The sequence below is a fragment of the Pontibacter akesuensis genome (assembly GCF_001611675.1).
GTDB classification, from domain to species: domain Bacteria; phylum Bacteroidota; class Bacteroidia; order Cytophagales; family Hymenobacteraceae; genus Pontibacter; species Pontibacter akesuensis.
In genome coordinates this window covers 2,086,601-2,113,022 of the sequence record NZ_CP014766.1, presented here as the reverse complement: position 1 = coordinate 2,113,022, position 26,422 = coordinate 2,086,601, and the positions used below count along the sequence as shown (strand labels likewise).

Here is a 26,422-nt window from a genome sequence, read left to right as displayed (position 1 = left end):
ATAGTATAAATCTATACTTGCAAGTATGGCGCTACTGCTTTACGGGCACCTCCAGCACGCCCTCGTCATCGGCCGGAAACCACTCCACGTAATACTCCTCCAGCTGCAGGTTCTGCTCCTTGGCATAATCGAAAACAGCCTCATACAGTTTGCCGGGCGCCATGGCTACACGGGCGTTCACCTCGGCGTGCACCACCTTACGGCCACCCGGCACTTTGCGCAGCGTATAGCCTTGAGGCAATTTCACGGTAGAGTCCGGTATGATGATGCCGATAAAGGCACGGATGCTGTCGCCGCTGTTGTCGGGGTTGTTGTAGTAGATGTTTCCCAGCGTGCCCTGTAGCTCGTTCTGCTCCAGCAGCTGTGCCGCCCGCTGAAACGCGTTACCCAGTGCCTCATCCTCCACAGAGCCCTCAAACGGCTGCCCCGCCACATACATAGGCTTAGAAGTGGCAATGGTTACCTCCGGATCTGTAAAGCCGCCCAGGTACGTATAAAACACCAACAGCAGAATGGCAAAGCCTGCCATTACATAGAGTAGCTTTTTCATAAATCAATCATGTTCTTGTACTGCATCTGGTGCAGTTGCGCATAGTAACCGTTTTGCTGCAGCAGCTCTTCGTGGTTGCCCATCTCCTTCAGCTCGCCGCGGTCCAGCACGATAATCTTGTCTGCTTTTTGAATAGTACTCAGGCGGTGCGCGATCACAATGGAGGTACGGCCCTGCATCAGCTGCTCAATGGCATACTGTATCAGCTCCTCCGTTTCAGAGTCTACGCTAGAGGTGGCTTCATCCAGGATAATGATTTCCGGGTTGTACACCATTGCCCGCACAAAGGAGATGAGCTGGCGCTGGCCCACGGAGAGGGTGGCACCGCGCTCCATCACATGGTAATCCAGCCCGCCCGGCAGACGTTCTATGAAGCGGCGCGCACCTACTAAATCGGCTGCCTCCCAAATTTGTTCGGTAGTAATGTTTTTGTTGCCCAGTGTGATGTTGTCAGCTATACTTCCGGAGAACAGGAATACATCCTGCAGCACCACGCCAATATGGTGGCGCAGCACGCTCAAATCATACTCCTGCAGGTCGTGCCCATCGATGATGATGTGGCCTTTGTTAATATCATAAAAGCGGTTGAGTAGGTTGATAACAGAGGTTTTGCCGGCTCCTGTCGCGCCAACAAACGCCACACTCTGCCCCGCCTTCACGTCAAACGAGATATCGCGCAGCACCCAGTCTTCGTCTTTGTAGGCAAACCACACGTTCTCGAAACGTACGTTGCCTTTTATCTTCTCGGGGGCATAGCTGCCGTTGTCGGCAATCATCTCTTTACTATCGAGCAGACGCATCAGGCGCTCAGTGCTTACCACACCCAGCTGCAGCGTGTTAAAACGGTCGGCGATCTGGCGGATCGGGCGGAAGAACATCTGGATGTACATGATAAAGGCCATCAGCGTACCCAGCGAGGTTTCGTCCTCCACCACACCGTAAGCACCGTACCACACCAGCAAACCCAGGCCAGCCGCTCCGATGATCTCTGCAATCGGGAAATAAACAGAGTAGTACAGCACCGAGCGGATGTTGGCGCGGGTGTGCTCTTTGTTGATCTCCTTGAACTTGTCCATCTCACGCTTCTCGTTGTTGAAGATCTGCACGATGCTCATGCCCGTGATATGCTCCTGCACAAATGAGTTTAGCCGCGCCACCGCCGTGCGCACCTCCTGAAATGTTGCCTTTATTTTTTCCTTGAAGATATAGGTACTGATGATCATGAGCGGGAAGGTGGATAGGCTTACCAAGGCCAGTTCCCAGTCAATGTAAAACATGAAACCAAGTATAAACACCAGCTGCAGGATATCGCCAATCATCGCAGCCAGTCCCTCGCTGAACACATCCGAAAGCGTTTCCACGTCCGACACGTTGCGGGTTACCAGGGTACCAATGGGCGTTCGGTCGAAAAACTTCAGGCGCAGGTCCAGTATGTGGCGGTAAAGCTTGATGCGGATGTCGCGCACCACGTTCTGGCCCAGCCAACCTGCGAAGTACGTATGGAGGTACTGCACAATGGCATGCACCACCAGCAGCACGCCCAAAACTACGAACATGCGGTTCAGGCCCTCCCAGTCGTTGTTCAGAATCTCGTTGTCTACCGTGTACTGAATCAGAAAGGGGCGCAGCGCGGCCAGCACGGCCGAGGCAAAAGTGAGGAATATGATAAAGTAAAATGTTCTGATGTAGGGCCTCACAAAAGTAAACAGCCGCTTCAGCACATCAGAATCGAATACTTTACCTGTATTTTTAGGGGTATCTTCCAAAAGTTTGTTTCTGCTAATAGGGATCCAAGTATAAACGCTGTCGCACACGATTTCTTCTTTACGTGCGTCTATGTTAAACCGATTGTAAAGTTAATGGTTTTGGATCAGGATTTATGTGTAGGTACAGCACCCGGAAAAACTTTAGGCAAAACACGCTTTAGTCGCTCATGAGTCTGTTTTCGCGCCTCGAATTCCTTTCTTTGTGCAACTTATACTTGCTACTGCTGCTGCTTTCTACACCTTTTTACAAGCTACTCTTTCTAGCTTCCGTTCATCCTCTAGTTCCCAAATGCCCATTGTTTCACCTCCGGCTTTGGAGCGCTCACGGCCGCGGGGCCCCGTACTCGGGCATCGCGCTGGGACCTTTTCTTTGCTCGCTGACGCATCGCAGTCCCGCTCCGCGGGACCGAAAAACTCCAAAGGCGCTCAACCCAAGGACTGGAATTGGTTCAGGTAGCAAAAGTTTTTTATGCAATGAAGGCTAAGTCCCCCTTTGAAGGGGGTAGGGGGATGTTTACATTACTGCGAATAACTCCCCTCCTTGGATAAGGCGGGGGCGGTTGAACTACAGTAAGCAGCACTCCCTCTCCTATTTTGGGGGTTGGGGCCCTCGATAAAGGGAAGGGTTGGGGTGAGGTAAATTCCCCTCCTCGGAGGGGCTAGGGGTGGGTTCACCTGAATAGGCCAAAACTACAGCGCTTATACTTCAACTATATTGATGGCGTCAAAATATATGGCGGATATTCCACTTTCGCCAGGTACAAGCCTTCGGATGGCGCTGCCCCGCTCGACTTGCTTCTGTCCATACTTGTCACTGCCTGCTCAAATGCCTGCACGGTTAGCTTGCCTTTGCCCACATCCACCAGCGTGCCTACAATCAAGCGCACCATGCCCCTCAAAAACCGGTTGGCTCGGATGGTAAAGATCAGTTCCTCTCCCTCCTGACGCCACACCGCCTCATACATGTCGCAGCGGTAGTGCTTGGTATCGCCTTTCACTTTGCTGAAGGTGGTAAAATCCTCCTGTCGTAGAAGTATGGCCGCCGCCTCGTTCATCTTTTCCACATCCAGTGCACGGCTGTGGTACCAGGCGTAGTATTTCTTGAAAGGGTTTTTATGAAGCGTGATGTGATAGTGGTACGTGCGGGCAAAGGCATCGTAGCGGGCGTGCGCTTCATCTGGCACCAGAAACAGGTTGCTAGCAGAAATATCAGCCGGGAGAATACGGTTAAGGCGGTAGACTAGTTGCTGTAGATCCAGTTGCTGGGCTGTATCGAAGTGCACGAACTGCTGACTGGCATGCACGCCGGTGTCGGTGCGGCCGCTGCCGGTGGTGCTGATCGGCTCGCGCAGCACTTTGCCCAGGCAATCCTCCAGCACCTCCTGCACCGTGAGGGCGTTGGGCTGCACCTGCCACCCGTGAAACCGGGTGCCGTCGTAGGCTATCTCTAAGAAGTACCGCATGCGGCAAAGATAAAAATAAAACCCGCAAGCACAGGTGCCTGCGGGTTTCTTACCCTTCGTGTCAGAGATATTAATTCCGCTGCCCTTGTCCGGCCCCAACACCATCCAGGATGATATCCTTTATGGAGCGGTTTTCGTCTCTGCGGCTTCTATCGGTTCGGCGCTGCTCATCTTCCCTACGCTCCCAACGTTCATCATCTCTTTTTTTATCATCTCTGCGCTCGCCACGGATGTCATCCTCTTTTTCGTAGGCCTTGGTGCGCTTTCTGTATTCCTTTTCTTCTTCTTTATCGCGCTTCCATTCGGCATGTGCCCGGTGCTTTTCATCTACAAATGATGGCTTCCCCTTGGCTTTACCTTTTCCCTTGCCGTTACCGTTTCCCTGGGCCATGGCAGATTGCCCGGCAAAAGCAAACGAAAGCATTAATGCGAGTGTAAGTAGCTTTTTCATGCGCGTTGTTTTTAGGTTCAGGCTTGTAATTACAAACGTGGTGCCAAAACAACCGGCAAGCTATATTGCAATTTGATACAAACTTTTCAACGGCCACAAAAAAGCCCTTCTGCGGCTACAGAAGGGCTTTTTTGTTATATTACAATAAATTTATACTTTCTCGTAAATCACAGCTACGCCCTGCCCTACGCCTACACACATGGTCGCTAAACCGTAACGGGCTTCTGCTCTGCGCTTCATTTCGTGCAGCAGCGTGGCAGAGATGCGGGTACCGCTGGCGCCAAGTGGGTGGCCAATCGCAATCGAGCCGCCGTTTACGTTCACCTTCGCAGGATCGAGCTCCAGTTCGCGCATACAGGCAACGGCCTGGGAGGCGAAAGCTTCGTTCAGCTCGATCAGGTCAAGGTCGTTTATACTTAGTCCGGCACGTTTCAAGGCTTTTTGTGTGGCCGTTACCGGGCCGATGCCCATGTGGGCCGGGTCCACGCCCGCAACGGCAGCGGAAACCACGCGTGCCATTGGAGTCAGGTTGTAGCGCTTGAGCATCTCCTCGCTTACAATGATAGAAACTGCCGCGCCATCGTTTATACCTGAGGAATTGCCTGCCGTCACAGAACCGTCTTTCTTAAAGGCTGGGCTGAGCGAGTTTAGCTTCTCCACGGTAGAAAGGCGCGGGTGCTCGTCGGTATCAAAGATAATGTCGTCGCCTTTGCGCTGCGGAATGGCCACTGGTATAATCTCGTTGCGGAACTTGCCCTGCTCTGCCGCCTCTTTATACTTTACCTGCGACTGGTGTGCAAACTCGTCCTGGGTTTCACGTGAAATGCCGTAACGCTCCGCAACGTTCTCCGCCGTCTCTCCCATCCCGAACGGGTAGTGCAGCTTCGACAGTTTCTCATTAATGAAGCGCCAGCCGATAGTAGTATCGTAAATTTCTGCGGTGCGGCTGTAAGCGGTTTCGGCCTTGCCCATCACAAAGGGCGCACGCGTCATACTTTCCACACCGCCTGCCAGGTATACGTCGCCGTCGCCACAGCTAATGGCACGGGAGGCATCCATGATGGACTGCAGCCCTGAGGCACAGAGGCGGTTAACGGTTACTCCGCCTATTTCCTGCGGCAAGCCCGCCAGCAGCAAGGCCATGCGCGCCACGTTGCGGTTATCTTCGCCGGCCTGGTTGGCTGCTCCCAGCACCACCTCCTCAATCAGGGCAGGGTCGAGGTTTGGGTTGCGGACCATTATTTCTCTTAGCACCAGCGCGGCCATATCGTCGGGGCGAACGCTGCTGAGAGCGCCTCCAAACTTGCCGACTGGTGTTCTTAAAATATCAACTATATAAGCAGTGTACATCTAAATTTTAGTTTTACAGGTCTTTGTCTAATTTTGCATCTCTTTGCAAGTTAAATTAACGCTACTATGATACAAAGAATTCAAACCGTATTTCTGGCCCTGCTCGCTATCGCCATGGTCTGTATGCTGTTCCTGCCGCTGTGGTCGGGCACAGATGCCACCTCCGGCGAAACAGTGGTGCTCACTGCCTGGAACCTCAAGTCATACTTCCTCGACGCAGCGGGCGACCCTACTTCTGCCGGCTCCATTCCGCCACAGGGCGCTTTTGCCATTGGCATGCTGGCAATTGCCGCCGCGGTTGTGGCCGTATACGAGATCTTTCAGTTTAAAAGCCGCCTGAACCAGATGAAAATGGGCTTGCTGAACACACTTGTACTTGCTGCCCTACTAGGCACCACCTTCTACTACGCCACCTACGTGGGCGCTGAAATGGTAAACAGCCCCGAAAACGGCGACTACCAGGCCGGCTTCTTTATGCCGGTGCTGGGCCTGCTGCTCAACGCCCTGGCCAACCGCTTCATCCGGCGCGACGAAAACCTGGTTCGGTCCGTGGACAGGTTGAGGTAATTTTGAATAATTGAATTTTGAATTAGTGATTGAGTGAATTTTTACTCAACTTCTGATAAAATATAAAGGCCGCTCTGGACTCATGCTCCAGAGCGGCCTTTTCACTTTCTAACTATCTAACTCCGACTCATCTTCTTCGGGAAGTATACTCCTCCAGTTCCCGCACGCTGCTGTCGAAGCGGAAGATGTCGTAGATGTAGTAGAAGCGGTCTTTATCGCAAACCGATTCATAGGCATACTTGGCTAACTCCACCCGGGAGCTCTCGTGGTCGAACTGCTGGAGCAGGCGCTTCAGACCCTCAGCCATGATGCTGCTGTTGCGAAGGGCATCGCGGGCAATGCTAAGTTTGGTGCTCTCAAAGTCGCGGCTGTGCATGGTGTCGATGAGGCGTTCCAGCTCGCGGCCGGAAAGCAGGTTGCGGCAGTTGCCGTAGTAACCGTCGTTGTGGCGCGGCGGCACAGGGTCGTAACGGTCTTCATCGTAACGGTCGTGGCCGCAGTAGTCGTCGTGGCGATGATAATCTGGGTAGAGCGGCGGCAGCGGAGCCGGCACCACCACCACCGGGGCCAGCGGTACTTCGCTGAGCAGCCTCAGGTAAGCTTTGCCGCTCCGGCCCATGGTGCGCACGCCGTAATTTGCCTCCACTCCTTCGGGCACAAACACGCGCTGCCCCATTTTGTACAGGCCATGGCGGCTCCTCACCTTCACCTCCACGTAATGCCTTCCCGGCCGCAGGTGATTGATGCGCACATAGTTGGAGGCGGTGCGGTTAATGGCTTGCCCATTAACGGCTACCTGAAAATATTCGCCGCGCTCGGCAGTGAAGGTAAGTATGGAAGCCTGTGCCCAAACCGGCAACGCCAGCAGCACAAGCAGGAACGGAAGTAGAAGCTTTCTCATGATAGTATAGGTTTTCGCTTATACTTGAGCAAAGCCAATTATTATGCCAGTTTGATTTTCTTAAAGCGCCTTACTTCTCCCGCTTTAGGTTGAAATTGTAGTTAAGCCCTATTGCCAGAGACCCCGGGTACGGGTACTCGTCTCTTCTCCTCAGGTTTCTGTGAAAGTCCCTACTGATCATGTAGTAGTTGAAGTAAGCGTCCAGCCGTTTGCTTACAGGATAGCCGAGGCCAAACCCGGCTGACAGCGACGCACTGAAGCCTGAGGCCTGTTCATCATACGTAACAGTGGACTCCTCTTCCCGCCGTTCTGTTTTCTTTACCCGGGTTGTGCTGTAAACGGGCGTAAGCATGGCCGTTCCGTAGAGTTGCAACCGCCTGAAAGGATACAGCAGAATATACTCCCCTGTGATTGGAACAGCAATACCCCTGGAACGGGACACCTCATCATAAAAAATCAGCTTGTCCTCGGCCTCTACATACACAACATCATTGTATGTATTAGCTGTACCGTACGATACCCCTACCTGCACCCTTGCTCTTTTGCTCAGCCTGTAGCCCATGTTCAGCACGCCGCGGGTATGAATGTCCCCACCTTTGGGCTCCTCCCTATACTTGACGTTATAGCCCATTGTGGTGGCGGTAGCGCCAATATAGAATCGTTTGGCCTCGGTCGTGTCTTTGGCAGTTGGCTGTGCCTGCACTGCTGCAGCTAGCGCGGATAATAAGAGGAGAAGGGACAGTAGTAGTGTTTTCACGAGCAGATGTTTGTTTTCGTAAGTAGATGGAACTAAGTATGTTTCCCTAAACATCGAAAAACCAATGTATAAACACAAGGTATTTTTAACCCAGTTTGTAACATGTGGTCAGGCAAACGCTAACCCTGCATAACCTTCAAGCCTGCCATGGTTGCCCCTAAAAGATAGGGGCAGCAAGATTACGCTATACTTGAGCCATAGCTCCTCAAACAAAAGAGCCACAGGCGCGGTGCCTGTGGCTCTTGTAAAGTATAAGTATAAAGTAGCTTAGCCTTCGTAATGAAACTCGCCCTGCTTGCTGCGAATGGTAAGTTCGTTCTTGTCGCTCTTCTTCACCTTGCCGATGATCTGCGCCTCCACCCCAAAGCTTTGGGAGATGTCTATCAAGTCCTGCGCGTACTCCTCCGGCAGGTAGATTTCCAGGCGATGGCCCATGTTGAAGACCTTGTACATCTCTTTCCAATCCGTCTGGCTTTGCTCCTGAATAATGCGGAACAACGGCGGCACCGGGAACAGCTTGTCTTTAATGATGTGTACCTTATCCGTAAAATGCAGCACCTTAGTCTGCGCCCCGCCGCTGCAATGCACCATGCCGTGGATGTGCTGCCGGTGCTCCTGCAGAATGGCTTTCACGATGGGCGCGTAGGTACGGGTTGGTGATAGCACCAGCTTGCCAATCTCCATCCCTGTTTCCTTGTCCACATCCGTCAGCCGGCAGTTGCCCGAATAGATCAAATCGGCGGGCACTTCATGGTCGTAGCTTTCGGGGTAAGAGGCTGCCAGGTACTTATGGAACACATCGTGGCGGGCCGAGGTAAGGCCGTTGCTGCCCATGCCGCCATTATACTCCGTCTCATACGTGGCTTGGCCGAAAGACGCGAAGCCCACGATCACGTCGCCAGGCTGAATTGTATGGTTTGAGATCACCTCGTCGCGGCGCATGCGGGCGGTTACGGTGCTGTCTACAATAATAGTACGCACCAGGTCACCCACGTCAGCCGTTTCGCCGCCGGTGCTGTAAATACCCATGCCGTTGTCGCGCAGCATCTGCAGCACTTCTTCGGTGCCGTTGATGATGGCTGCAATCACCTCGCCCGGAATCAGGTTCTTGTTGCGGCCAATGGTGGAGGACAGCAGGATGTTATCGGTGGCACCCACGCACAGCAAATCATCGGTGTTCATCACTACAGCGTCCTGCGCAATGCCTTTCCACACGCTCAGATCGCCGGTTTCTTTCCAGTACATGTAAGCCAGCGATGATTTGGTACCTGCGCCGTCGGCATGCATGATGGCGCAGTACGCCTCGTCGCCGGTAAGTATATCAGGTATGATTTTGCAGAATGCCTTTGGGAAAAGCCCCTTGTCGATGTTCTTGATGGCGTTGTGCACATCTTCTTTTGAAGCGGAAACGCCGCGGCGCAAATATCTATTTTCCATAGCTCTGGATGGTTTGCCTACAAATTTAAGAAACGGAATGGCATTCCCGACAGCAAAGGCCATTTATTCGGCTATTTAGATGCCCCGCTATACTTGTGGAGACACAGGAGGCCCGCAGCAGGAGCCGGAGTCTTTGAATAACAAGCATCAACTGGCAGAGACAAACCCGCAGCACATGCAACGTTTCTATACTTATAGGGGTCGGTAAATATAGAAGTATAACAATAACTAAACGTAGCTATGAAAAACAAACTCCTGCTCCCGCTACTGGGGGCCATCGCCCTGTTTGCCACTCCCGCGCTGGCACAAGACACGCCTACTTCCAAACCACAGGCAACCGCACCCTACAATACCTCCATCGGCTTTCGTGCTTCAGTTGCTGGTCCCTCAGGCCTCACTCCTGAAATTAGGATCAAGCATTTTATCCGTCCGCAGTCTGCCCTGGAGCTACAAGTGGGCCAGTGGAATTACCAAGGTGCTTACCAGGCCTCCCTGCACTACCTCTGGCAGCCGCAGTTACTCACCTCAAGCCGCTTGCGCCCTTACGCTGGTCTGGGCATCGGTGCCGTCGGTAGTACAAAAGATCGGTTTGGAGAGAGGCAGGTCATGGAGACGCATGCTGTTTTGTTAGGCTCTGTGGGCGTGGAATATGCCTTCCGCAAGCTGCCGCTGGCCGTTTCCCTGGATTACCGCTACGTTGTTACCGGCTTCAATACCCATTCCTTTGATGCCGTTAACGGCTCTCGTGCCAGCACCTTCGGCATCGGGTTAAAGTATACTCTGCGGAAGTAGAACGTTGTTTGAATCAGTATTTACAGGATTTTAGGATTGGCAGGATGAACGGGCGTTGGAGCAGCTGATCCACCAGACGCTCACGGGTCTGAAGACACCGCGAGGCCTTTTGAGCAATTGCAGATTTCATACTTGCTCTGAAATGGTCTGTGAACTTTAGGAACGGCATCCTGTAGATCCTGATTCAGACCTAAAAAAGAGAGCCGCACAAGTATAAACTTATGCGGCTCTCTTCTATTTTAGCGCTACACTGATTACTCCTGTATACGCACAACTTTAAATTCTGTACGTCTGTTGCGCTGGTGCTCTTCCTCTGTTTTGGCGTTTTTCACCACCAGGCGTGTTTCGCCGTAGCCTTTGGCTGTGATGCGGGAGCGGTCGATGCCCTGCGAGATGATGTACTCCACGGCTGACTCGGCGCGGCGCTGCGACAGGTCCAGGTTATACACATCGCTGCCGCGTGCGTCGGTGTGTGAGCTTAGCTCAATTGAAATGCCCGGGTTGTCTTTTAGTATCTGCACCAGCTTATCCAACTCCAAAGCGGCATCCGGACGAATATTGGCCTTGTCGAAGTCGTAGAAAATGTTCTCCAGCACGATAGCTTTTTCCTTCACGATCTCGTTCAGCACCAGCGTTGCTGTCAGGCGCACATCGTTCACCTCCTGCGTTAGCTGATCTTGGGCGGGCATTTTGCCAATGGTAGTGATGCGCTGGCGGGCCGTAAAGAAGCCGGGCTTCTCGGCTAGCAGGAAGTACGTGGAGGCAGAGTCAAGCGGGAACGTGAACTGACCGCTAGCATCGGTGGTAGTGGTGCGCAGTTGCTTTCCCTGCTCATCCTGTAAAGTAACAGTATGGTTTGCAACGGCTGTGCGCTGCTGGCCTTTGCCCTCACGCTGTTGAAACAAGGTGCCGTCTACAAAGAAATTCACCTGCTTGCGGTCGCTCTTCACAAAACGGTACAGGTCGTCGCCGCCTTTGCCGCCATCGCGATTCGACGAGAAGAAGCCGTACTGCCCATCAGCCAGGTAGATGCCAAAATCATCGCCCGGTGAGTTGATCGGCTGCCCCATGTTTACAGGCTTGCCATTTTCGATGCGGAACAGGTCAAGGTTGCCTAACCCCGGCAGGCCATCAGAGGCCACGTAAACCGTACCATCAGGCCCCACTGATACAAAGCTTTCGTTGCCCGGTGTGTTTATTTCAGGGCCAAGGTTCTCTGGCTTAGAGAATCGGCCATTATCATCCAGGGTTGATTTATAAATATCGGTGCCTCCGAGGCCACCTCTGCGGTTCGAGGAGAAGTATAAGGTTTTGCCATCCGGTGAGAAAGCAGGAGAGGAATCCCATGCCTGTGCATCGTTTATGCTGATGGGCTTGGCTTCCGTCCAGCCGTCCGCGCGGCGCTGAGACACGAACAGGTCTACGTTCTGGCGGCCTTTTTTCGTGCCTTCGTTGCCACGGGCAAATACCATGGTGCCGCCGTTGTTGGTGAAGGTGGCCAGCGCATCGTGCAGTCCCTCCACGTTGATGCCTTCATACTTATGCACGGCTCCCCCCATCTCAGCGGCAGAGTCGGTTAGTGTCGTGGCAAACACATCAAGGAACCCTTCGCCGTTGCCCAAGTACTCTTTGCCTGCGCCCCTTGTGGAGGAGAAAATGAGTTGATTGTCCAGCAAGTATGGCGCGAATTCCGAGGCTTCCGTATTCAGCGCCTCCAGGTTTTCTACTTTATAGCGCTGGTTCATGCCCAGTATCTCGTCCAGCTGCTGCAGGTTCTCCAGCTCACGCGCTGCCATTGATTTAAGCTGCGGGTTGGTGCCTACGCGTACGTAGTCCTGTACCTGGCGCATGGCCTCCTCATACTTGCCATTGGCCTTTAGCGCCAGCGCATAGTAAAAGTAGGTGTCTTCTTTCCTGAAATTGGCATCCAGCGCGGCTTTGTAGTAGGGCTCTGCCTGTGCAATGCGGTTGGAGAGGCGGTAAGACTCGGCAATCTTGTAGTTTACCTCACCGGGGCTTTTGCTGCTTTCCAGCGCCTGTTTGTAGTACTCAATAGCGCGCTCATACTCTTCCGCGCCAAAGCGCTTGTCGCCTTTGCTTAGGTACTTGCCGGCTCCGCAGGAAGCGAGCAAGAACAGGAACAGCAAAAGAACACTTGTCTGTTTCAGTAGTGGTGCCAAGGGCTTATGTTGTGGCATGAAGACGTATGGTTAGGTTAGCCGCGTTAGAAATACCGGGAGAGCCAGCTGTTGCCGGCGGGTTTGGGCCACGCCTGCTGCAGGTCTCCGTAGTTGTTGACCAATGTATCGTAGTATAGTGTATTCTTATCTATTTCGCCAGCCGCCACTTTGCCTTTCAGCTCCTGCATCCCCACTACCTGCACCTGCTCATCTTTCAGGAAAGCCAGTTGGGTGCGGTCGAAGAAAGAGACGCTGAATCGCTGCTCCAGCTCTCTCACAAACTTAACCGACGCATCGATGGAGCAGCCGCTGGCGGCGGTGGCATCCTCGTTGTTGGCCAGCACCAGGAAGCGGTCGTGCAGCAGCTCAGCTGAGGCTTGCAGGCCTTTGCCGTGGCTACTCCACTCTGTAGCAAAACGCTCCAGAAGTGGTTTTATTTCAGCCTGTTCTGCCTCCGTAAACGGGCGGTTGGCCTGGTAAACCCATAGGCGCGCCTGTGGGGGCAATTCGCTAAACGGAATGTACATAGTTAATGGTTGAATTGTTGCTTGTTAAATTGTCAGCTCACAACATGTAGAGAACAACAATGAAACAATTTATTTAGAAAGCCCCTCCGCCTGGGCAATCAGCTCAGCAATATCAAAAACTCTTACGTTGTCCTCCTGGTCCTTGTTTTTCACGCCGTCGTTCATCATCACCATGCAAAAAGGGCAGGCTGTGGCAATTACGCCTTCGCCGGCACCTAGGGTGACCAGGGCCTCTTCTGTTCTTTCGATGTTGATGTCCTTGTTGCCTGGCTCCGGCTCCTTAAACATCTGGGCGCCACCGGCACCGCAGCAAAGGCCATTGGCCCGCACGCGCTTCATCTCCACCAGGTCGGCATCGAGGGCAGCCAGCACATCGCGCGGCGCTTCGTAAATGTCGTTGGCGCGGCCCAGGTAGCAGGAGTCGTGGAACGTAATGCGGCGGCCTTTAAAGCTCTCGCCATCCTTCACGCGCACCTTGCCCTCATTCACCAGCTGCTGCAGGAAGGTGGAGTGGTGAATCACCTCGTAGTTCCCACCCAAATCCGGATACTCGTTTTTGATGGTGTTGAAGCAATGCGGGCAAGCCGTTACAATCTTTTTGATGTTGTAGGCATTCAGCACCTCAATGTTGGTGATGGCCTGCATCTGGAAGAGGAATTCGTTGCCTGCGCGCTTGGCCGGATCGCCGGTGCAGCTTTCTTCGGTGCCCAACACAGCATACTTTGTTCCCACGTGCTCCAGTATCTGCACAAACGAGCGCGTCACTCTCTTGTAACGGTCGTCGAAAGAGCCTGCACAGCCTACCCAAAACAGGATCTCCGGCTCCTCGCCATTGGCAGCCATTTCCGCCATGGTAGGCACTTTCACTAATCTTTTATTTTCTTCCATCTGGTTTTTGAATAAACACAAGTATCAAGACATAAGACTCAAAACTTGGTAATTTGCAGGTATGGCAGCGACAACCTATTGCCCTGGCCCAACTACGTTAATTCTTAATTTCTAATTCTTAATTCTTAATTCTTCGAAGGCACGTACAGTTCGTCGGCCCAGTTAAAGCGGTCTGACGGGGAGAAGGCCCAAGGTGCTCCGTTGTTTTCAATGTTGGTGAACATGGCATTGAGCGATGCCGGCGCGGCAGACTCCTCCAGCACCAGGAAGCGGCGCAGGTCCATGATGGTGGATAGCTGGTCTATGTTAACCGGGCAGGCCTCCACACAGGCGTTGCAGGAAGTACAGGCCCACAACTCCTCAGGTGTAATGTAGCCGCGCAGCAAGGTATTCTCCTCCGTCGTGTCTACGCGCTCCACGCCCATCTCCTTGTAGTGGTTTGGGGCAAAAATAGCCGGGTGCTCTCCTTTTTCCTCCATCCTGTCGCGGGTGTCCATCACGATCTTACGCGGCGACAGCAGTTTGCCTGTCATGTTAGCCGGGCACACGTCTGTACAGCGGCCGCACTCGGTACAAGTATAGGAATCCATCAGCTGCTTCCAGGTCAGGTCCTCCACATCCTTGGCGCCGAAACGCTGCATTACCGGGTTACCCGCTGCATCTACCTCCGGGGCCGGCGGCTGAAAGCTAGGGTCGAGCATGGCCTTTATTTCTGTGGTGATAGCCGGGTTGGTGGTAAACTTACCCTTCGGCAACAGCTTAGAGAAGTACACGTTCGGGAAAGCCATGATGATGTGGAAGTGCTTGGAGCTCGGCAGGTAGTTCATAAATGCCAGAATGCCGATAATGTGGAACCACCAGCCAACGCGGCCTATGATGTGCAGGGACTCAGGATCGCTGCCCAGCGCATTTACAAACAGGGAGCTAATTGGGTAAGCCCCAGCCACATGCGTGCCACGCAACTGCGCCAGTTTCAGGTCTGATATGTTGAACGCGAAGAGCGCCAGCATCAGCACGATTTCCACGACCAAGATGATGTTGGCATCCATCTTTGGCCATGCCCGCATCTCCACACCTTTTGACAGGCGTGGCACCTTAGTTACATTGCGGCGCCACAGGAACATGGCGCAGGCAACAATCACCAGCGCCGCCAGTATCTCGTTTATAAACATCAGGCCGCTGTAGAGGATACCGGCAAAACCAAGTATGCGGTGCGTGCCGAAGATGCCGTCGATCAGGATCTCGATCACCTCAATGTTGATCACCAGGAAGCCTACGTACACAAACAGGTGCAGCACAGCTGGCAGCGGGCGTTTAAACATCTTCTGCTGCCCAAAGGCCACTAAAAGAGTTTTGTTGATGCGCTCTGAAGTATTGTCGGCCAACTCCACATTACGGCCCATCAGCACGTTCTTGCGTATCTTGCTGATCTGCCACACAAAAAGGCCAATTCCGATGGCCGCCACAATTAAGAAGATGATATTTTCCAGTCCTATTACCACGGCAAATTATTCGTTATACATACTAATTTGTACATAAATATAGCAGGATTATGCGTAAAATGTATCCAGAAGCTATATTTTAAAATATTTTTCTCAAGAATGTTTGCACCTTAAAAGTTAGTTGCTACTTTTGCATACCCTTACGGAAAGGGACACAACAAGAGCTGGTGATGTAGCTCAGTTGGTAGAGCAAAGGACTGAAAATCCTTGTGTCGTTGGTTCGATTCCAATCATCACCACAAAAACCCTCATGCCAAAGCGTGGGGGTTTTCTGTTTTACACCCCTTTACTCCTGCATTTAACAGCCTGCAAAGTGTTTTGTTAGTCCAGAACATGCCCTCCCTTTAAGCGCTGCCGCTCATTTAACGGGCTGCCCGGCGGGTCTGTTGCCTTCCTTTTCCGGGCATGCACTTACCAGAACCTCAACAGCACCTTCAGAAATCTGCAGAACATAGCCGCGCAACTCTAAAGAAGCAACAAAGGCATACATTGCAGGCGCCGCACCTCGTGAACGCTTACTTCAGCGAAAGGGGACAGCTGCTTGCCAGAAACCTCGGGCGCCGCTGCCGAAGAAATTACGTATAGGCAAAACACTTGACAATGGGCCTGCTGTTCAAGCCTGTTCAGCATGCAGCACGGATAGCATATACTTCTGTTGTTGGGCTGTGTGCGTATGGGGCGGCACCTCATCAAAAGCTTTAAAAACTGCATCAAGCATGAACCTTGGATTTGCACTTCACCTCTTTCTGCACCTACTGGTGCCTTTGGCGGTTGCCTGGTTTTTCTTCCGGGCCGAGTTCAGGCGGGCAACCCTGCTTATGCTGGCCGGCTTACTTATAGACCTGGATCATCTTTTGGCTGACCGCATTCTGGACCCCAACCGGTGCAGTGTCGGTTACCACCTGCTGCACGCCTACTGGCTAATTCCACTGTACATTCTGCTGGCCTTTATCCCCAAAACAAGACTAATAGGGCTCGGCCTTGTCATCCACATCATACTTGACTGGCTGGACTGTTACCGGCAGCACGTCCTGGGCTTTTAAATTAGCCATCAATTTATACTTGATGAGGCAATGCCATACTTGGGAGCACCGCTTTGTAGGCTTTGCACCAGTGCCATTTAGGCGCTGCTCTAGAGCGGGATTCACCCCCTGCTGCGGACCTACATTGGTGCATCTTCAGCGTTTAAGTAACTTACACAGGCCGCAAAGTATTTTTTTTCAGCTTATACTTACGGGCAGTTGGTGCGCAGCTCTTGCAAGGCGGCAGAATAACCAAGCTGGTAGGCCTGCGAAAAGTGCGCACAGGCGGAATCCGGTTGCTGCTGCAGTTCCATTTCAGTACGCCCCAGCAGGTAGTAGAGCCGCCCGTTGTCTTTGTCTTCGGCAAGCGCCGCCCGGTAATCCTGCTCCGATTTCTTGCTCTGCCCCTGCCTGTAATAGGCGAACCCGCGGTAGGTAAGCGCCTCCACCCGTAGTTCTCCGGGGCTACTCTGGCTCAGAAACTTAGTCAGGTCTGCGATGGCGGCCTCCTGCTTTTGCAGGTAAAAAAGGCGCACCTCCCCCCGCTTCAGATAGGCCAGCCAAAGGGTGGGGTTCAGGCGCAGAGCGGTGGTCAGGTCGTGCTCTGCCTGCCCGTACTGCTCCAGGTTTTTGTAGCTGCGCCCCCGCATGTAAAACAGGTGCGCCGGTGGCTTTTCCTGCAGGGCTATGCTCTGGTTCAGGTCACGCAGCGCCTGCTCATAATTCTCGTTTACCTCCAGGTTAATGGAGGCACGGGCCTCGTAGGCGCCGGCATGGTCCGGTATGAAGTGTATCGCATCGCTCAGCAAGGTATGCGCACTGCTGTACTTCCCGTCCGCCATATAGGCCAGGGCGGTTTTATACTTGTCTTCGCCTGACACGTGGTCCATCACTGTTTTCAACAGGAGGCTGAACAGCAGTATGCCACCCACAAAAGCAGCGCTGATGTACCAGTCTTTGCGGGAGAAGCGGTTGTGGCGCACCTGCTGCCTCGGCTTATAGTACCGCTCCGATACGCCGGCGGGCTGCCTTGTGCCGTAGTACTGCTGGCTCTGCTCGTAGTGGGCCTGATGGTACACAGCCCTTCGCTGTTGCTCACGCTGGTACTGCAGGCGCATGTCGTAGAGCGCCCGCTTGCCCGGATCAGACAGGGTTTGGTTGGCGGTGTTCACGAGTTTGAACAGCTCTTCGGCGTGTGCGTTCCCCGGGTTGCGGTCGGGGTGGTATTTCAGCGCGAGCCGCTTGTAAGCCGCCTTCACTTCCTGCGCCGAGGCCGTGGGGTTAATGCCAAGTATAGTGTAATAAGTAGCGCTCAAGCAGGGGTAAATCCTAAATGGTTAGTTTTAAATTTAACTAAAACCCGACAATAAACAGCAAATTCCGTACTACAGGTTTATTCATATATACTTTGCGTATATTTTTATAACTACGCCCGTATACAAAAAAAGCATCAAAATAAAGCTAACAAAAACTATGGCCTTACAAGATAACGGAAACAGCGAACGCAGCAACAACATCATCGAGAACATGATGGGGTACATTGATACCCGCATAGACATTATACGATTGGAAATACAAGAGAAGCTAAAAGCTGTCTTTGTAAGTGCCATACACGGCGTGCTGCTTGGCGTGATTGGCTTCATGTTCTTTATTTTCTTCAATATTTTCCTGGGCCTGCTGCTAAACGATGTCCTCGACAGCCACTTCTGGGGCTTCGGCATCATCGCGCTTTTCTACCTGATCATTCTCATTATACTTATAATAGGGCTTGATAAAAAGGTATTCAACAATGTGGCCGATAAGGCTTTTGACAACACCATCTATAAATCTGACAAACGAGAAAAACACGTATGAGCGAATTAACCAACCCTTTGTTTGACAACGAACGCGAGTTCCTGGAACGACAAAAAGAAGAGTATAAAAATGCCTTGATGGGCGACGTGGACCAGATCAAAAGCCAGGGCCAGGAAATTGGCAAGAAAGTGGCTATGGCCGGCGGTGTGCTGCTGGCGGGCCTGCTGGTAAAGCGCATGTTCTCGGGCGGCGGCAAGGACAAGGAGAAATCTAAAGCGGAAAAAAACCGCAAGAAGAGAGGCAAAAAGCACGATGCCGACCTGTCGGACATGCATATTGCGAGCGCCTCTGCCTCCCGCGACAAAACAGTGATCTACCACCAGCAGGACGATGAGTTTTTCATGCCAACCGAGCAGGTGGAGCAGCGGGAAGAGCAGCAAAGCGCTAAAAAAAAGGCTGGCAGCTTTCTGACCTCCAGCGTGGGCAAGGCGCTGCAGCAACAGGCCTTGGCGCTGGTAGTGGTATACGCAACTAAAAAGCTGGAGGATTACTTACAGAGTGTCTCTGAAAATGACGATATTGCAGCTACGCCTGTGGTAGAGGTCACAGAAATAGAGACAACTGAGTATATCGTTCCGGAGAAGGATGCCTTTTAAACACGTTTACGCAAACACAAAGCCCAATAGTGCAGGCAGGAAGTATTTTGCCGTTCTGCTCGACCCCGACAACCTGACGGAGGCTTCCTGCCTGAACCTTATTGCCCTTAGCGAAACCCACCCGGTGGACTTTTTCTTCGTTGGCGGAAGCCTTGTCACCTCCCAGAACCAGGCGGCAATTATCCACCTGCTCAAGGCGCACAGTACCATTCCCGTTATCCTTTTCCCGAGCAACAGCCAGCACATCGACGCGCAGGCGGACGGTATTCTGCTGCTCTCCCTCATTTCCGGCCGCAATTCGGATTTTCTCATCGGCCAGCACGTAGTGTCGGCCCCCATGCTAAAGGCCAGCCGACTCGAGGTGTACCCTACCGGCTATATGCTGGTTGATACCGGCAGGCAAACGACCGCCTCCTACATGAGCGGCACTATGCCCATACCTTACGACAAACCGGCCATTGCCGCCTGCACCGCCATGGCTGGTGAGTTGCTGGGCCTGCAGTACATTTATATGGATGGTGGCAGCGGTGCTAAAAAACCCATTGCACCCGAAATGATTGCAGCCGTGCGCGAAGCTGTGGACCTGCCTCTGGTAGTGGGCGGAGGCATCAACAACACCGAAAAAGCAGCCATCGCACTGGAGGCTGGCGCTGACGTGATCGTGATTGGCAACCACATAGAAAAAAACCCCGGCTTTCTGGCCGAGGTCTCTTCCCTTGTCTCTTCGTATAACGTAACCTTAGATATTCGTCGCTGATTCGCGGCGGCGCATCTTGCCGGCAGGTATACCGAACATCATCTTAAAGCGGCGGCAGAAGTAAGCCGTGTCTTTGTAACCGACTTCCTTACCGATCTCGCGGATGCTTTTCTTGGTTGTGCGCAGCAGGAATACCGCACGCTCCATGCGCTGGTACTCAATATAATCCTGAGGGTTGATGCCTGTCAGCATTTTGAAGTACTGGCCTACATAATCCTCCGACACATTGGCTACATTCGACAGCACCTTGTTTGACAGGTCGCCACCGATATTCTCCTTAATGTAGTTGAACAGGTCGATGAGGCGCGGATCCTTAAAGTACGTGCTGTTTGTAGCGAGTTGCTCCACAAACATTCTGTTTCTCAGAATGTGGCGCACAATCTCCACCACGATCTGCTCGGTGTAGAGGTTGATCAAACGCTCCTTGCCCGGCAGTTCCTGCATGTTCTCTTCCACCACTTTAATCACCAGGTTGGCGAGCTTGTTGTTGTTAGAGATCAGGAAGGCGGGCAGGTCAAGCGAAGCAAAGAAGTTAACCGAGTCGAATACCTTCGCCTCGAAACTTACATAGCTGTGGCTCTCTTCCGCATCGCCAATCAGGTCCAGATCGTTATTGCTTCTGTAGAACTTCTCTCTGTTCGTGATCAGGTCGTCGTTTGTGATGGATCTGCCACCATTAGACGGACCGTAGGTAATCTTTGTGCTTCGGCCACCCGGAACGAATAGAAGTTCCCCTTCTTCTACCATTTGTTCCTCGTCGCCAAAGAAGATGCTGCCCTTGTGGAGCAGGATCAGATTATTGCCTACATCATAGTAGTTGCGCACCGTAAACGGCTGTTGCAACACTAGATTTTTACTTTTAATGAATCGCACCCCAAGCGATTCAATAATCTTATTGTAATCTTCCATGTGTGTTAACCAACTAACTTTTATACTAAATCCCTTTAATTTTGGCCTAAAGCTAAGGATATCTTTATAAAATTCAAATTACGTTTGAAAAATAAATTTTAATTCAATAAAGACTATCTATATGCTAAAACACACAACCACAGGATATTAGTGCCAATTTTACTTAAGCAAATCTCTCGAAATTACTATTTTTTGTATCTCTGATGTTCCCTCATAGATCTGTGTGATCTTGGCATCGCGCATCAAACGCTCTACATGGTACTCTTTTACGAATCCGTAACCGCCGTGAATTTGCACTGCTTCCACAGTCGTTTCCATGGCCACCTTAGAGGCATATAGCTTAGCCATTGCCCCGGATCTGGTGTAATCCATGTGCTGGTCTTTGTGGTAAGCTGCCTGCAGGCAAAGCATACGGGCGGCCTCGATGTTGGTAGCCATGTCGGCCAGTTTAAACTGTATTGCCTGGTGCTTTGCAATCTCCACACCAAATGCCTTGCGCTCTTTTGAGTACTTCAGGGCAAGCTCCATGGCACCGGAGGCAATTCCCAATGCCTGAGAGGCAATACCGATACGCCCACCGGCAAGCGTCTGCATGGCAAACTTAAAGCCAAAGCCGTCCTCGCCGATTCTGTTCTCCTTCGGCACCTTCACGTCCGTGAACATAAGCGAGTGCGTGTCAGAGCCGCGGATGCCGAGTTTGTTCTCCTTCAATCCTATTTCAAAACCCTCCATGCCACGCTCCACAATCAGGGCATTGATGCCGCGGTGGCCTTTCTCCACGTCGGTCTGGGCAATTACCAGGTATACCGATGCCGTGCTGCCATTCGTGATCCAGTTTTTGGTGCCGTTCAGCAGGTAGTAATCGCCTTTGTCTTCGGCCAGGGTGCGCTGTGAGGTCGCGTCAGATCCGGCTTCGGGCTCTGACAGGCAGAACGCACCGATTATTTCACCGGTCGCCAGCTTTGTCAGGTACTTCTGCTTTTGCTCTTCCGTGCCGAAATGCTCCAGGCCCCAGCACACCAGCGAGTTGTTTACCGACATCACCACAGAGGCAGAGGCATCCACCTTAGAGATTTCCTCCATCGCCAGTACATAGGAAACGGTGTCCATGCCGCCGCCGCCATACTTCGGGTCTACCATCATACCCATAAAGCCCAGCTCACCCATTTTCTTGATTTGCTCGGCAGGGAACTTCTGGTGCTCATCGCGCTCTATTACGCCGGGCAAAAGCTCTGTTTGTGCAAAATCACGGGCGGCAGCCTGTACGGCCAGATGTTCCTCAGTTAGTTGAAAATTCATGCGTGTTTATCTATAGGAAAGATTTAACTAAAATTAATTGAGTGCAAAATTATGAAATTCAAAAAGCGCCGCCTGCAGCTGCAGGCGGCGCTTTTTATAGCTTCATCTCAGGATAATACACCGGCACTAGTCGCGGCGGCCCATCAGCAACGACACGTAGTACAACAGCGTAGCCAGTGAGCCCAAAGCCGCCACCACATAGGTTAAGGCAGCCCATTTCAAGGCGTCCTTTGCCATGCCATGCTCCTGCGACGTTACAATGCCCCGCTCGTCAATCCAAGCCAGGGCACGCTTGCTGGCGTCAAACTCCACCGGCAGCGTAATGAAGCTGAAGAGCGTGGTCAGGCCGAACAGCGCTACACCTATTGTTAACGGAACAGGCGTTGTCTGCAGCATGAAGATACCGATCAGGATAATCCACTGCATGTAACGCGAGGCGATGCTTAGCGCAGGCACCATGGCCGAGCGAAACTTCAGGAAGCTGTACGCCTTGGCGTGCTGCACGGCGTGGCCGCACTCGTGGGCAGCCACGGCGGCGGCGGCGGCGCTGCGCGCCTCGTACACATACTCACTTAGGTTCACGGTTTTGTCAGCCGGGTTGTAGTGGTCTGTCAGGCGGCCCGCCACCGACATCACCTTCACATCCGTAATGCCGTTGTCATGCAGCATCATCTCCGCCACCTCACGGCCCGTCAGGCCAGAGCTTAGCGGCGTCTGGGAGTACTTCTTGAACTTGCTTTTCAAACGGGCACTTACACCCATACTCAAAAGCATAAACGCGATAACGATAATGTATATACCCATTGTTTTTTATACTTGCTCTTGTTAAGACTTAATTGAATTCTCTATCCTTTTTACGATGTTGGTAGTAGAGTAACCTTTTACGAGCGGAACAGTTTTCACCTCGCCCCCGCGTGCCTCCACTACCTCGTGCCCCACAATCTGATCTACCGCGTAATCATCGCCTTTTACCAGTATGTCCGGTTGCAGCGCAGTGATCAGGTTTAGCGGTGTATCTTCATCGAAGAGCACTACTGCATCTATAAACAAAAGGGATGCCATAATGCGTGCCCGTGACATTTCGTCTTGCAGTGGCCGGCTCGGTCCTTTTATACGGCTGATGGAGTTGTCGGTGTTCAGGCCAAGCACCAGTTTGTTGCCCAGTTGACGGGCCTTCTCCAGGTAATCGACGTGGCCCAGATGCAGCAGGTCGAAGCAGCCGTTGGTGAAAACGATTTTCTGGCCTTGGTCGCGCCAGCGTTGCACCTGCTCCTGCAGTTGCGGAAGGGAGTAGATCTTATCTTTTGAGTTCATGGGATCGTGCGTTTGTATGGATTGGCTGCGTCGCGCCCTGCTCCGGGCGCTGCAGCATACCTGCCATAAAACTAATCACTCCCATTACAACTACCAAAAGCGTTTGCGACGTATGCGCCAGCAATGCGTAGGCCATACCAGACTCTGCCGGCACGCCGTACAGCAGCAGTGTTGCCTGTACCATCAGGTGGTACACGCCTATGCCTCCCTGCACCGGCGCCGCCATACCCAGCGTTCCGGCCAGCAGCACCGAAAGGGCAGCGCCCCACCCTAAGCCAGCCGTGGCCGGCAAGGCGTAAAACACAACCAGTGTCATGCTGTAGTACATCAACCAAACAAACAGGGTATGCCCCCAGAAAGCTGCTTTATTCTCTAACTTAGTAATGCTGAAAACGCCTTTAAGCATGCCCCGCACAAAGCTCACCGCTTTCTGAAAAAAGGTGTTCTTGCGCAGTCGGCTTAGATAGCGCAGCGCCACCACCACCAGCACCACCGTAAAAACCAGCAGTGCCAACAGCAGCCAGTAAAACGTATTTACGCTTTGCTCCAGGTTGGTGTACTTGTCGGTGAAGAGGTTGAGGAAAAAATCGTGGATGCGGCCAAACTCGACCAGGAAAGTAAGCCCTATTACCAGCAGCAGCATGAGCATGTCGATGATGCGCTCGGCTATCACCGTTCCGAAGCCCGTGTTAACAGGCAGTCCATCGGAGCGGCGCAGCATGGTGCAACGCACCACCTCGCCCATGCGCGGCAACACCAGGTTAGCCACATAGCCCACCATCATGGCATTGTAAGTATTCCGAAGCGGAGGATTGTAGCCGGTCGGCCTGATTTGCATCTGCCAGCGCATGGCGCGGCTCAGGTACGCCAGCACGCCCATCACCAGCGACACCATCACCCAACCGTACTCGGCGCTTTTAAGCTCTGCCCACATTTGCTGAAAATCCAGCTCCTTTAGCGCGTACCACATCAAAAATGCAGATACACCCAGTAGCAGGGCATACTTCAGAAAAGAGAACAGTTTCTTCATGAAAGGATGCTACACCAGGCGGTTGTGCTGGTCGGGGAACACAAGCATTGGCGTGTGGCTTTTGGCGTCTTCAAACTTAATGCTGCAGTAGGAGATCAGGATGATGATATCACCTACCTGCACCTTGCGGGCGGCAGGGCCGTTCAGGCAAACAGTACCAGTGCCACGCTCTCCCCGGATCACGTATGTTTCGAAGCGCTCGCCGTTGTTGATGTTAACGATCTGCACTTTCTCATTCTCCACAATGTTGGCGGCATCCATCAGGTCCTCATCTACTGTGATGCTTCCCACATAGTGCAACTCTGCCTGTGTTACCTTAACACGGTGAATCTTGGACTTTAAAACCTCAATATACATGGTATACTTTTGTAACAGGGCGCGAAGTTATATAATTGCCGGCATAATAACTACCAAAGCAAAAGCAGCTTAGTAGGCGTACGCTAGCGAAACAATTTATACTTCGTTTAAATTCACCAGCATATTATCGATCAGGCGAACGGGGCCAACGAAAGCCGCAATGCACAGCGCCACCTCCTGCCCCGGCGCCACCTGCTCCAGGGGCTGCAGCGTGTCGGCGTCCGCAATCTCAAAGTACTCCACCTCTACTCTGCCTTTGCTTTGAAGATAAGCCGCTGCCTCGGCTTTTATACTTGCCAGCGATTGCCTCCCAAGCTTTTCCTTTGCCTGTTGCAGCGCCTCGTACAGCACCGCCGAAGTTTGCCGCTGCTCCGGGTTCAGACGTTTGTTGCGCGACGACATGGCCAGCCCGTCGGCCTCGCGCACTGTTGGAAACCGCACCAACTCCACATCAAAGCTTAGCGCCTGCACCAGTTGCTTTACAATGGCCACCTGCTGCAGGTCCTTCTGCCCGAAGTATGCGCGGTGCGGCTGCACCATATGGAAAAGCTTGCTCACGATGGTGGCCACCCCGTTAAAATGCCCCGGCCGGTGGGCGCCCTCCATCACGGCTTCCAGCGGTCCGAAACTAAACTGCAAAAGCGGCTGTTGAGGGTATACATCCGCAGCGACCGGGGCAAAAAGGATGTCGCAGCCCGTTGACTGCAGCAGCGCCACATCCTGCTCCATGGTGCGGGGGTATAGTTTGTAGTCGTCCGGGTTGTTGAACTGTGTCGGGTTAACAAAGATACTGCAAACGGTTACGTCGTTTTGCTGTACGGAGGCCCGTAGCAGTTGCAGGTGTCCCTCGTGAAGAGCGCCCATGGTAGGCACAAAACCGATGCTTTTGCCACTGCTTCGAAGTGCGTTGGTGCGCTCCCGGATGATGTTAACCTGCTGTATTACCTCCATGTGTTTGTATGCAAATGTGAAGCCGGCAAAAGTAAGTTATACCGTTTTAAATTGAAAATTAGAATAAAAAATACTAATTTTGCACGTCCCATTACTGTTGCTTATTAATTTTAACCTCATACCCATGTCAAAATTGCGAATCCTCTACGCCGCCACCGAAATCAATCCCTTCCTCCAAACCACTAAAGTAGCAGAGTTTCTACAGACGCTGCCACAGGGTATGCAGGAGCGCGGGATGGAGATCCGTATCTTCGTTCCAAGGTTTGGCCTGATAAACGAGCGCAAGAATCGTTTGCATGAGGTGGTACGCCTATCGGGCATCAACATTGCTGTGGGCGACGACGAAAAGCCTTTGGTTATCAAAGTAGCCTCTATTCCGAATGCGAAACTACAGGTTTATTTTATTGATAACGAAGACTACTTCCACAGAAAGTCAGTTTTTGTGGACAAAAACAACAAATTTCACCGCGACAACGACGAACGTGCCATCTTCTTCTGCAAAGGAGTGCTGGAGACGGTAAAGAAATTGGGTTGGGCTCCGGACATCGTGCATTGCAACGACTGGATGACAGGCCTGATCCCGATGTACCTGAAAACCACCTACAAAAAAGACCCGATCTTCAAAGACGCCAAGTCGATGTTCACGGTGTACAACAACAACTACACGCACAAGTTTGATGCTGACCTGCTGGAGAAGGTGAAGATGCTGGACATTGATGACAGCATGTTGAAAGAGCTCGAGTCTGGTGATTGCGATGGCTTTATCAAGTGCGGCATGGAGTATGCTGATGCGGTAATCAAGACGAACGAAGACTTCAGCGAAAACATCAATGCCCTGTTCAACGACTATATGAAGAAGAAAACCATCAGCACCGTTTCCGCTGATGAAACGCTTCTGGACAATTACTATAACCTCTATAACGAGTTGGGCAAGTAATGCTATTCCCAGCCTCCCTTCTTGTTTGCATTTAGGCAAGACGCTGGCAGGCACAAAAGCTTATTTTGCTATAGAACGTTCGTTATACAAGTACAAGAGGCTGCAGCTTATACCATATTATGGTACATAAGCCGCAGCCTCTCATTTTTCGATAACTCCCTTGACACAGTATATATTAGCACGGGCATCTGTTTAGGAAGCGTTTAGTTCATATTCATAAATTATACAGATAAAAAAGATTTAGATACCTTTGTGGGTACCTATA

27 protein-coding genes and 1 tRNA gene are annotated in these 26,422 nt (G+C 52.3%); 8 read left to right on the top strand and 20 right to left on the bottom strand.

Going from position 1 to position 26,422, the window contains the following annotated elements; all coding sequences use genetic code 11:
- Positions 1 to 31: 31 nt before the first annotated feature.
- The 5 genes from A0W33_RS08950 to A0W33_RS08930 all read right to left on the bottom strand — a co-directional run bounded on the left by A0W33_RS08950 (position 32) and on the right by A0W33_RS08930 (position 5,580).
- Positions 32 to 550, bottom strand: a complete 519-nt coding sequence (locus tag A0W33_RS08950) for a GyrI-like domain-containing protein (protein ID WP_068837836.1) — start codon at positions 548 to 550, stop codon at positions 32 to 34.
- Positions 547 to 2,316 carry an ABC transporter ATP-binding protein gene (locus A0W33_RS08945; protein WP_068837835.1) on the bottom strand — a complete coding sequence of 590 codons (1,770 nt, stop codon included), beginning with the start codon at positions 2,314 to 2,316 and terminating at the stop codon, positions 547 to 549. Before A0W33_RS08945 ends, A0W33_RS08950 begins: the two co-directional genes overlap by 4 nt.
- A gap of 710 nt (positions 2,317 to 3,026) precedes the next feature.
- Positions 3,027 to 3,779: a tRNA pseudouridine(38-40) synthase TruA gene (truA, locus tag A0W33_RS08940; RefSeq protein ID WP_068837834.1), complete on the bottom strand. Its 753-nt coding sequence runs from the start codon at positions 3,777 to 3,779 to the stop codon at positions 3,027 to 3,029.
- Positions 3,780 to 3,849: 70 nt separating this feature from the next.
- The gene (locus A0W33_RS08935) at positions 3,850 to 4,230 is read right to left on the bottom strand and encodes a hypothetical protein (protein ID WP_139237138.1); all 381 of its coding nucleotides are present in this window, start codon (positions 4,228 to 4,230) and stop codon (positions 3,850 to 3,852) included.
- 150 nt (positions 4,231 to 4,380) lie between these two features.
- On the bottom strand, positions 4,381 to 5,580 hold the full coding sequence (locus tag A0W33_RS08930; RefSeq protein WP_068837832.1) for an acetyl-CoA C-acyltransferase: 1,200 nt from the start codon (positions 5,578 to 5,580) through the stop codon (positions 4,381 to 4,383).
- A 66-nt stretch (positions 5,581 to 5,646) separates the two neighbouring features.
- On the opposite strand from A0W33_RS08930, the gene A0W33_RS08925 reads away from it, so the two are divergent.
- On the top strand, positions 5,647 to 6,147 hold the full coding sequence (locus A0W33_RS08925) for a DUF4293 domain-containing protein (RefSeq protein WP_068837831.1): 501 nt from the start codon (positions 5,647 to 5,649) through the stop codon (positions 6,145 to 6,147).
- 127 nt (positions 6,148 to 6,274) lie between these two features.
- On the opposite strand, the gene A0W33_RS08920 is transcribed toward A0W33_RS08925, so the two are convergent.
- The 3 genes from A0W33_RS08920 to A0W33_RS08910 form a co-directional block, all read right to left on the bottom strand.
- Positions 6,275 to 7,048 (bottom strand): DUF4476 domain-containing protein, encoded by a 774-nt coding sequence (locus A0W33_RS08920; RefSeq protein ID WP_068837830.1) that lies wholly within the window; start codon positions 7,046 to 7,048, stop codon positions 6,275 to 6,277.
- Between the two features lie 70 nt (positions 7,049 to 7,118).
- Positions 7,119 to 7,805, bottom strand: a complete 687-nt coding sequence (locus A0W33_RS08915) for an outer membrane beta-barrel protein (protein ID WP_172798103.1) — start codon at positions 7,803 to 7,805, stop codon at positions 7,119 to 7,121.
- A 267-nt stretch (positions 7,806 to 8,072) separates the two neighbouring features.
- A complete protein-coding gene (locus tag A0W33_RS08910) occupies positions 8,073 to 9,242 on the bottom strand; it encodes an AIR synthase related protein (protein ID WP_068840023.1) in 1,170 nt (389 codons plus the stop codon).
- A 240-nt stretch (positions 9,243 to 9,482) separates the two neighbouring features.
- On the opposite strand from A0W33_RS08910, the gene A0W33_RS08905 reads away from it, so the two are divergent.
- Positions 9,483 to 10,034 carry an outer membrane beta-barrel protein gene (locus A0W33_RS08905; RefSeq protein WP_068837828.1) on the top strand — a complete coding sequence of 184 codons (552 nt, stop codon included), beginning with the start codon at positions 9,483 to 9,485 and terminating at the stop codon, positions 10,032 to 10,034.
- A gap of 254 nt (positions 10,035 to 10,288) precedes the next feature.
- On the opposite strand, the gene A0W33_RS08900 is transcribed toward A0W33_RS08905, so the two are convergent.
- The 4 genes from A0W33_RS08900 to A0W33_RS08885 form a co-directional block, all read right to left on the bottom strand.
- On the bottom strand, positions 10,289 to 12,232 hold the full coding sequence (locus A0W33_RS08900) for an OmpA family protein (protein ID WP_068837827.1): 1,944 nt from the start codon (positions 12,230 to 12,232) through the stop codon (positions 10,289 to 10,291).
- Positions 12,233 to 12,258: 26 nt separating this feature from the next.
- Complete coding sequence (locus A0W33_RS08895; RefSeq protein WP_068837826.1) at positions 12,259 to 12,741, bottom strand: hypothetical protein; 483 nt, start codon at positions 12,739 to 12,741, stop codon at positions 12,259 to 12,261.
- 69 nt (positions 12,742 to 12,810) lie between these two features.
- Positions 12,811 to 13,629, bottom strand: a complete 819-nt coding sequence (locus A0W33_RS08890) for a (Fe-S)-binding protein (protein ID WP_068837825.1) — start codon at positions 13,627 to 13,629, stop codon at positions 12,811 to 12,813.
- 125 nt (positions 13,630 to 13,754) lie between these two features.
- Positions 13,755 to 15,131, bottom strand: a complete 1,377-nt coding sequence (locus A0W33_RS08885) for a (Fe-S)-binding protein (protein ID WP_068837824.1) — start codon at positions 15,129 to 15,131, stop codon at positions 13,755 to 13,757.
- Between the two features lie 166 nt (positions 15,132 to 15,297).
- On the opposite strand from A0W33_RS08885, the gene A0W33_RS08880 reads away from it, so the two are divergent.
- Together A0W33_RS08880 and A0W33_RS08875 are read left to right on the top strand one after the other, a co-directional pair.
- Positions 15,298 to 15,370 (top strand) — tRNA-Phe (locus tag A0W33_RS08880).
- Positions 15,371 to 15,847: 477 nt separating this feature from the next.
- Positions 15,848 to 16,174, top strand: a complete 327-nt coding sequence (locus tag A0W33_RS08875; RefSeq protein WP_068837823.1) for a DUF6122 family protein — start codon at positions 15,848 to 15,850, stop codon at positions 16,172 to 16,174.
- Positions 16,175 to 16,362: 188 nt separating this feature from the next.
- Here the strand turns inward: A0W33_RS08875 and A0W33_RS08870 are convergent, their stop codons facing one another.
- Complete coding sequence (locus A0W33_RS08870; protein WP_071890028.1) at positions 16,363 to 17,469, bottom strand: DnaJ domain-containing protein; 1,107 nt, start codon at positions 17,467 to 17,469, stop codon at positions 16,363 to 16,365.
- 157 nt (positions 17,470 to 17,626) lie between these two features.
- Here A0W33_RS08870 and A0W33_RS08865 point away from each other — a divergent pair, with 157 nt between their 5' ends.
- From A0W33_RS08865 to A0W33_RS08855, 3 genes are read left to right on the top strand one after another with little or no spacing between them, the layout of a single operon-like run.
- Positions 17,627 to 18,007 carry a phage holin family protein gene (locus A0W33_RS08865; protein WP_068837822.1) on the top strand — a complete coding sequence of 127 codons (381 nt, stop codon included), beginning with the start codon at positions 17,627 to 17,629 and terminating at the stop codon, positions 18,005 to 18,007.
- Entirely contained in the window at positions 18,004 to 18,603 is a 600-nt protein-coding gene (locus A0W33_RS08860; protein ID WP_068837821.1) for a hypothetical protein, read from the top strand. The genes A0W33_RS08865 and A0W33_RS08860 overlap by 4 nt, the downstream gene beginning before the upstream one ends.
- Entirely contained in the window at positions 18,593 to 19,360 is a 768-nt protein-coding gene (locus tag A0W33_RS08855; RefSeq protein ID WP_068837820.1) for a geranylgeranylglyceryl/heptaprenylglyceryl phosphate synthase, read from the top strand. Before A0W33_RS08860 ends, A0W33_RS08855 begins: the two co-directional genes overlap by 11 nt.
- Here A0W33_RS08855 and A0W33_RS08850 read toward each other — a convergent pair.
- The 7 genes from A0W33_RS08850 to panC form a co-directional block, all read right to left on the bottom strand.
- Positions 19,343 to 20,269 carry an AraC family transcriptional regulator gene (locus A0W33_RS08850; RefSeq protein WP_068837819.1) on the bottom strand — a complete coding sequence of 309 codons (927 nt, stop codon included), beginning with the start codon at positions 20,267 to 20,269 and terminating at the stop codon, positions 19,343 to 19,345. The two genes, A0W33_RS08855 and A0W33_RS08850, sit on opposite strands and share 18 nt — an antisense overlap.
- 159 nt (positions 20,270 to 20,428) lie before the next feature.
- On the bottom strand, positions 20,429 to 21,568 hold the full coding sequence (locus A0W33_RS08845) for an acyl-CoA dehydrogenase (protein WP_068837818.1): 1,140 nt from the start codon (positions 21,566 to 21,568) through the stop codon (positions 20,429 to 20,431).
- A gap of 126 nt (positions 21,569 to 21,694) precedes the next feature.
- Positions 21,695 to 22,372 carry a zinc metallopeptidase gene (locus tag A0W33_RS08840; protein WP_068837817.1) on the bottom strand — a complete coding sequence of 226 codons (678 nt, stop codon included), beginning with the start codon at positions 22,370 to 22,372 and terminating at the stop codon, positions 21,695 to 21,697.
- Between the two features lie 21 nt (positions 22,373 to 22,393).
- Positions 22,394 to 22,882 carry a D-glycero-beta-D-manno-heptose 1-phosphate adenylyltransferase gene (gene rfaE2, locus A0W33_RS08835; RefSeq protein ID WP_068837816.1) on the bottom strand — a complete coding sequence of 163 codons (489 nt, stop codon included), beginning with the start codon at positions 22,880 to 22,882 and terminating at the stop codon, positions 22,394 to 22,396.
- Entirely contained in the window at positions 22,866 to 23,912 is a 1,047-nt protein-coding gene (locus A0W33_RS08830; RefSeq protein ID WP_068837815.1) for a lysylphosphatidylglycerol synthase transmembrane domain-containing protein, read from the bottom strand. Before A0W33_RS08830 ends, rfaE2 begins: the two co-directional genes overlap by 17 nt.
- Positions 23,913 to 23,921: 9 nt before the next feature.
- Positions 23,922 to 24,269, bottom strand: coding sequence for an aspartate 1-decarboxylase (panD, locus tag A0W33_RS08825; RefSeq protein WP_068837814.1), 348 nt, complete (start codon positions 24,267 to 24,269; stop codon positions 23,922 to 23,924).
- Positions 24,270 to 24,365: 96 nt separating this feature from the next.
- Positions 24,366 to 25,220: a pantoate--beta-alanine ligase gene (gene panC / locus A0W33_RS08820; protein ID WP_068837813.1), complete on the bottom strand. Its 855-nt coding sequence runs from the start codon at positions 25,218 to 25,220 to the stop codon at positions 24,366 to 24,368.
- A gap of 124 nt (positions 25,221 to 25,344) precedes the next feature.
- On the opposite strand from panC, the gene A0W33_RS08815 reads away from it, so the two are divergent.
- The gene (locus A0W33_RS08815; RefSeq protein ID WP_068837812.1) at positions 25,345 to 26,157 is read left to right on the top strand and encodes a glycogen/starch synthase; all 813 of its coding nucleotides are present in this window, start codon (positions 25,345 to 25,347) and stop codon (positions 26,155 to 26,157) included.
- The last annotated feature ends 265 nt before the right edge of the window (positions 26,158 to 26,422 follow it).

What these genes read in the sequence shown, in the direction of transcription:
- A0W33_RS08950 (WP_068837836.1), bottom strand. Translation starts at nt 550, where the DNA reads ATGAAAAAGCTACTCTATGTAATGGCAGGCTTTGCCATTCTGCTGTTG.
- truA (WP_068837834.1), bottom strand. Translation starts at nt 3,779, where the DNA reads ATGCGGTACTTCTTAGAGATAGCCTACGACGGCACCCGGTTTCACGGG.
- A0W33_RS08935 (WP_139237138.1), bottom strand. Translation starts at nt 4,230, where the DNA reads ATGAAAAAGCTACTTACACTCGCATTAATGCTTTCGTTTGCTTTTGCC.
- A0W33_RS08930 (WP_068837832.1), bottom strand. Translation starts at nt 5,580, where the DNA reads ATGTACACTGCTTATATAGTTGATATTTTAAGAACACCAGTCGGCAAG.
- A0W33_RS08925 (WP_068837831.1), top strand. Translation starts at nt 5,647, where the DNA reads ATGATACAAAGAATTCAAACCGTATTTCTGGCCCTGCTCGCTATCGCC.
- A0W33_RS08920 (WP_068837830.1), bottom strand. Translation starts at nt 7,048, where the DNA reads ATGAGAAAGCTTCTACTTCCGTTCCTGCTTGTGCTGCTGGCGTTGCCG.
- A0W33_RS08910 (WP_068840023.1), bottom strand. Translation starts at nt 9,242, where the DNA reads ATGGAAAATAGATATTTGCGCCGCGGCGTTTCCGCTTCAAAAGAAGAT.
- A0W33_RS08905 (WP_068837828.1), top strand. Translation starts at nt 9,483, where the DNA reads ATGAAAAACAAACTCCTGCTCCCGCTACTGGGGGCCATCGCCCTGTTT.
- A0W33_RS08900 (WP_068837827.1), bottom strand. Translation starts at nt 12,232, where the DNA reads ATGCCACAACATAAGCCCTTGGCACCACTACTGAAACAGACAAGTGTT.
- A0W33_RS08895 (WP_068837826.1), bottom strand. Translation starts at nt 12,741, where the DNA reads ATGTACATTCCGTTTAGCGAATTGCCCCCACAGGCGCGCCTATGGGTT.
- A0W33_RS08890 (WP_068837825.1), bottom strand. Translation starts at nt 13,629, where the DNA reads ATGGAAGAAAATAAAAGATTAGTGAAAGTGCCTACCATGGCGGAAATG.
- A0W33_RS08875 (WP_068837823.1), top strand. Translation starts at nt 15,848, where the DNA reads ATGAACCTTGGATTTGCACTTCACCTCTTTCTGCACCTACTGGTGCCT.
- A0W33_RS08865 (WP_068837822.1), top strand. Translation starts at nt 17,627, where the DNA reads ATGGCCTTACAAGATAACGGAAACAGCGAACGCAGCAACAACATCATC.
- A0W33_RS08860 (WP_068837821.1), top strand. Translation starts at nt 18,004, where the DNA reads ATGAGCGAATTAACCAACCCTTTGTTTGACAACGAACGCGAGTTCCTG.
- A0W33_RS08855 (WP_068837820.1), top strand. Translation starts at nt 18,593, where the DNA reads ATGCCTTTTAAACACGTTTACGCAAACACAAAGCCCAATAGTGCAGGC.
- A0W33_RS08850 (WP_068837819.1), bottom strand. Translation starts at nt 20,269, where the DNA reads ATGGAAGATTACAATAAGATTATTGAATCGCTTGGGGTGCGATTCATT.
- A0W33_RS08845 (WP_068837818.1), bottom strand. Translation starts at nt 21,568, where the DNA reads ATGAATTTTCAACTAACTGAGGAACATCTGGCCGTACAGGCTGCCGCC.
- A0W33_RS08840 (WP_068837817.1), bottom strand. Translation starts at nt 22,372, where the DNA reads ATGGGTATATACATTATCGTTATCGCGTTTATGCTTTTGAGTATGGGT.
- rfaE2 (WP_068837816.1), bottom strand. Translation starts at nt 22,882, where the DNA reads ATGAACTCAAAAGATAAGATCTACTCCCTTCCGCAACTGCAGGAGCAG.
- A0W33_RS08830 (WP_068837815.1), bottom strand. Translation starts at nt 23,912, where the DNA reads ATGAAGAAACTGTTCTCTTTTCTGAAGTATGCCCTGCTACTGGGTGTA.
- panD (WP_068837814.1), bottom strand. Translation starts at nt 24,269, where the DNA reads ATGTATATTGAGGTTTTAAAGTCCAAGATTCACCGTGTTAAGGTAACA.
- panC (WP_068837813.1), bottom strand. Translation starts at nt 25,220, where the DNA reads ATGGAGGTAATACAGCAGGTTAACATCATCCGGGAGCGCACCAACGCA.
- A0W33_RS08815 (WP_068837812.1), top strand. Translation starts at nt 25,345, where the DNA reads ATGTCAAAATTGCGAATCCTCTACGCCGCCACCGAAATCAATCCCTTC.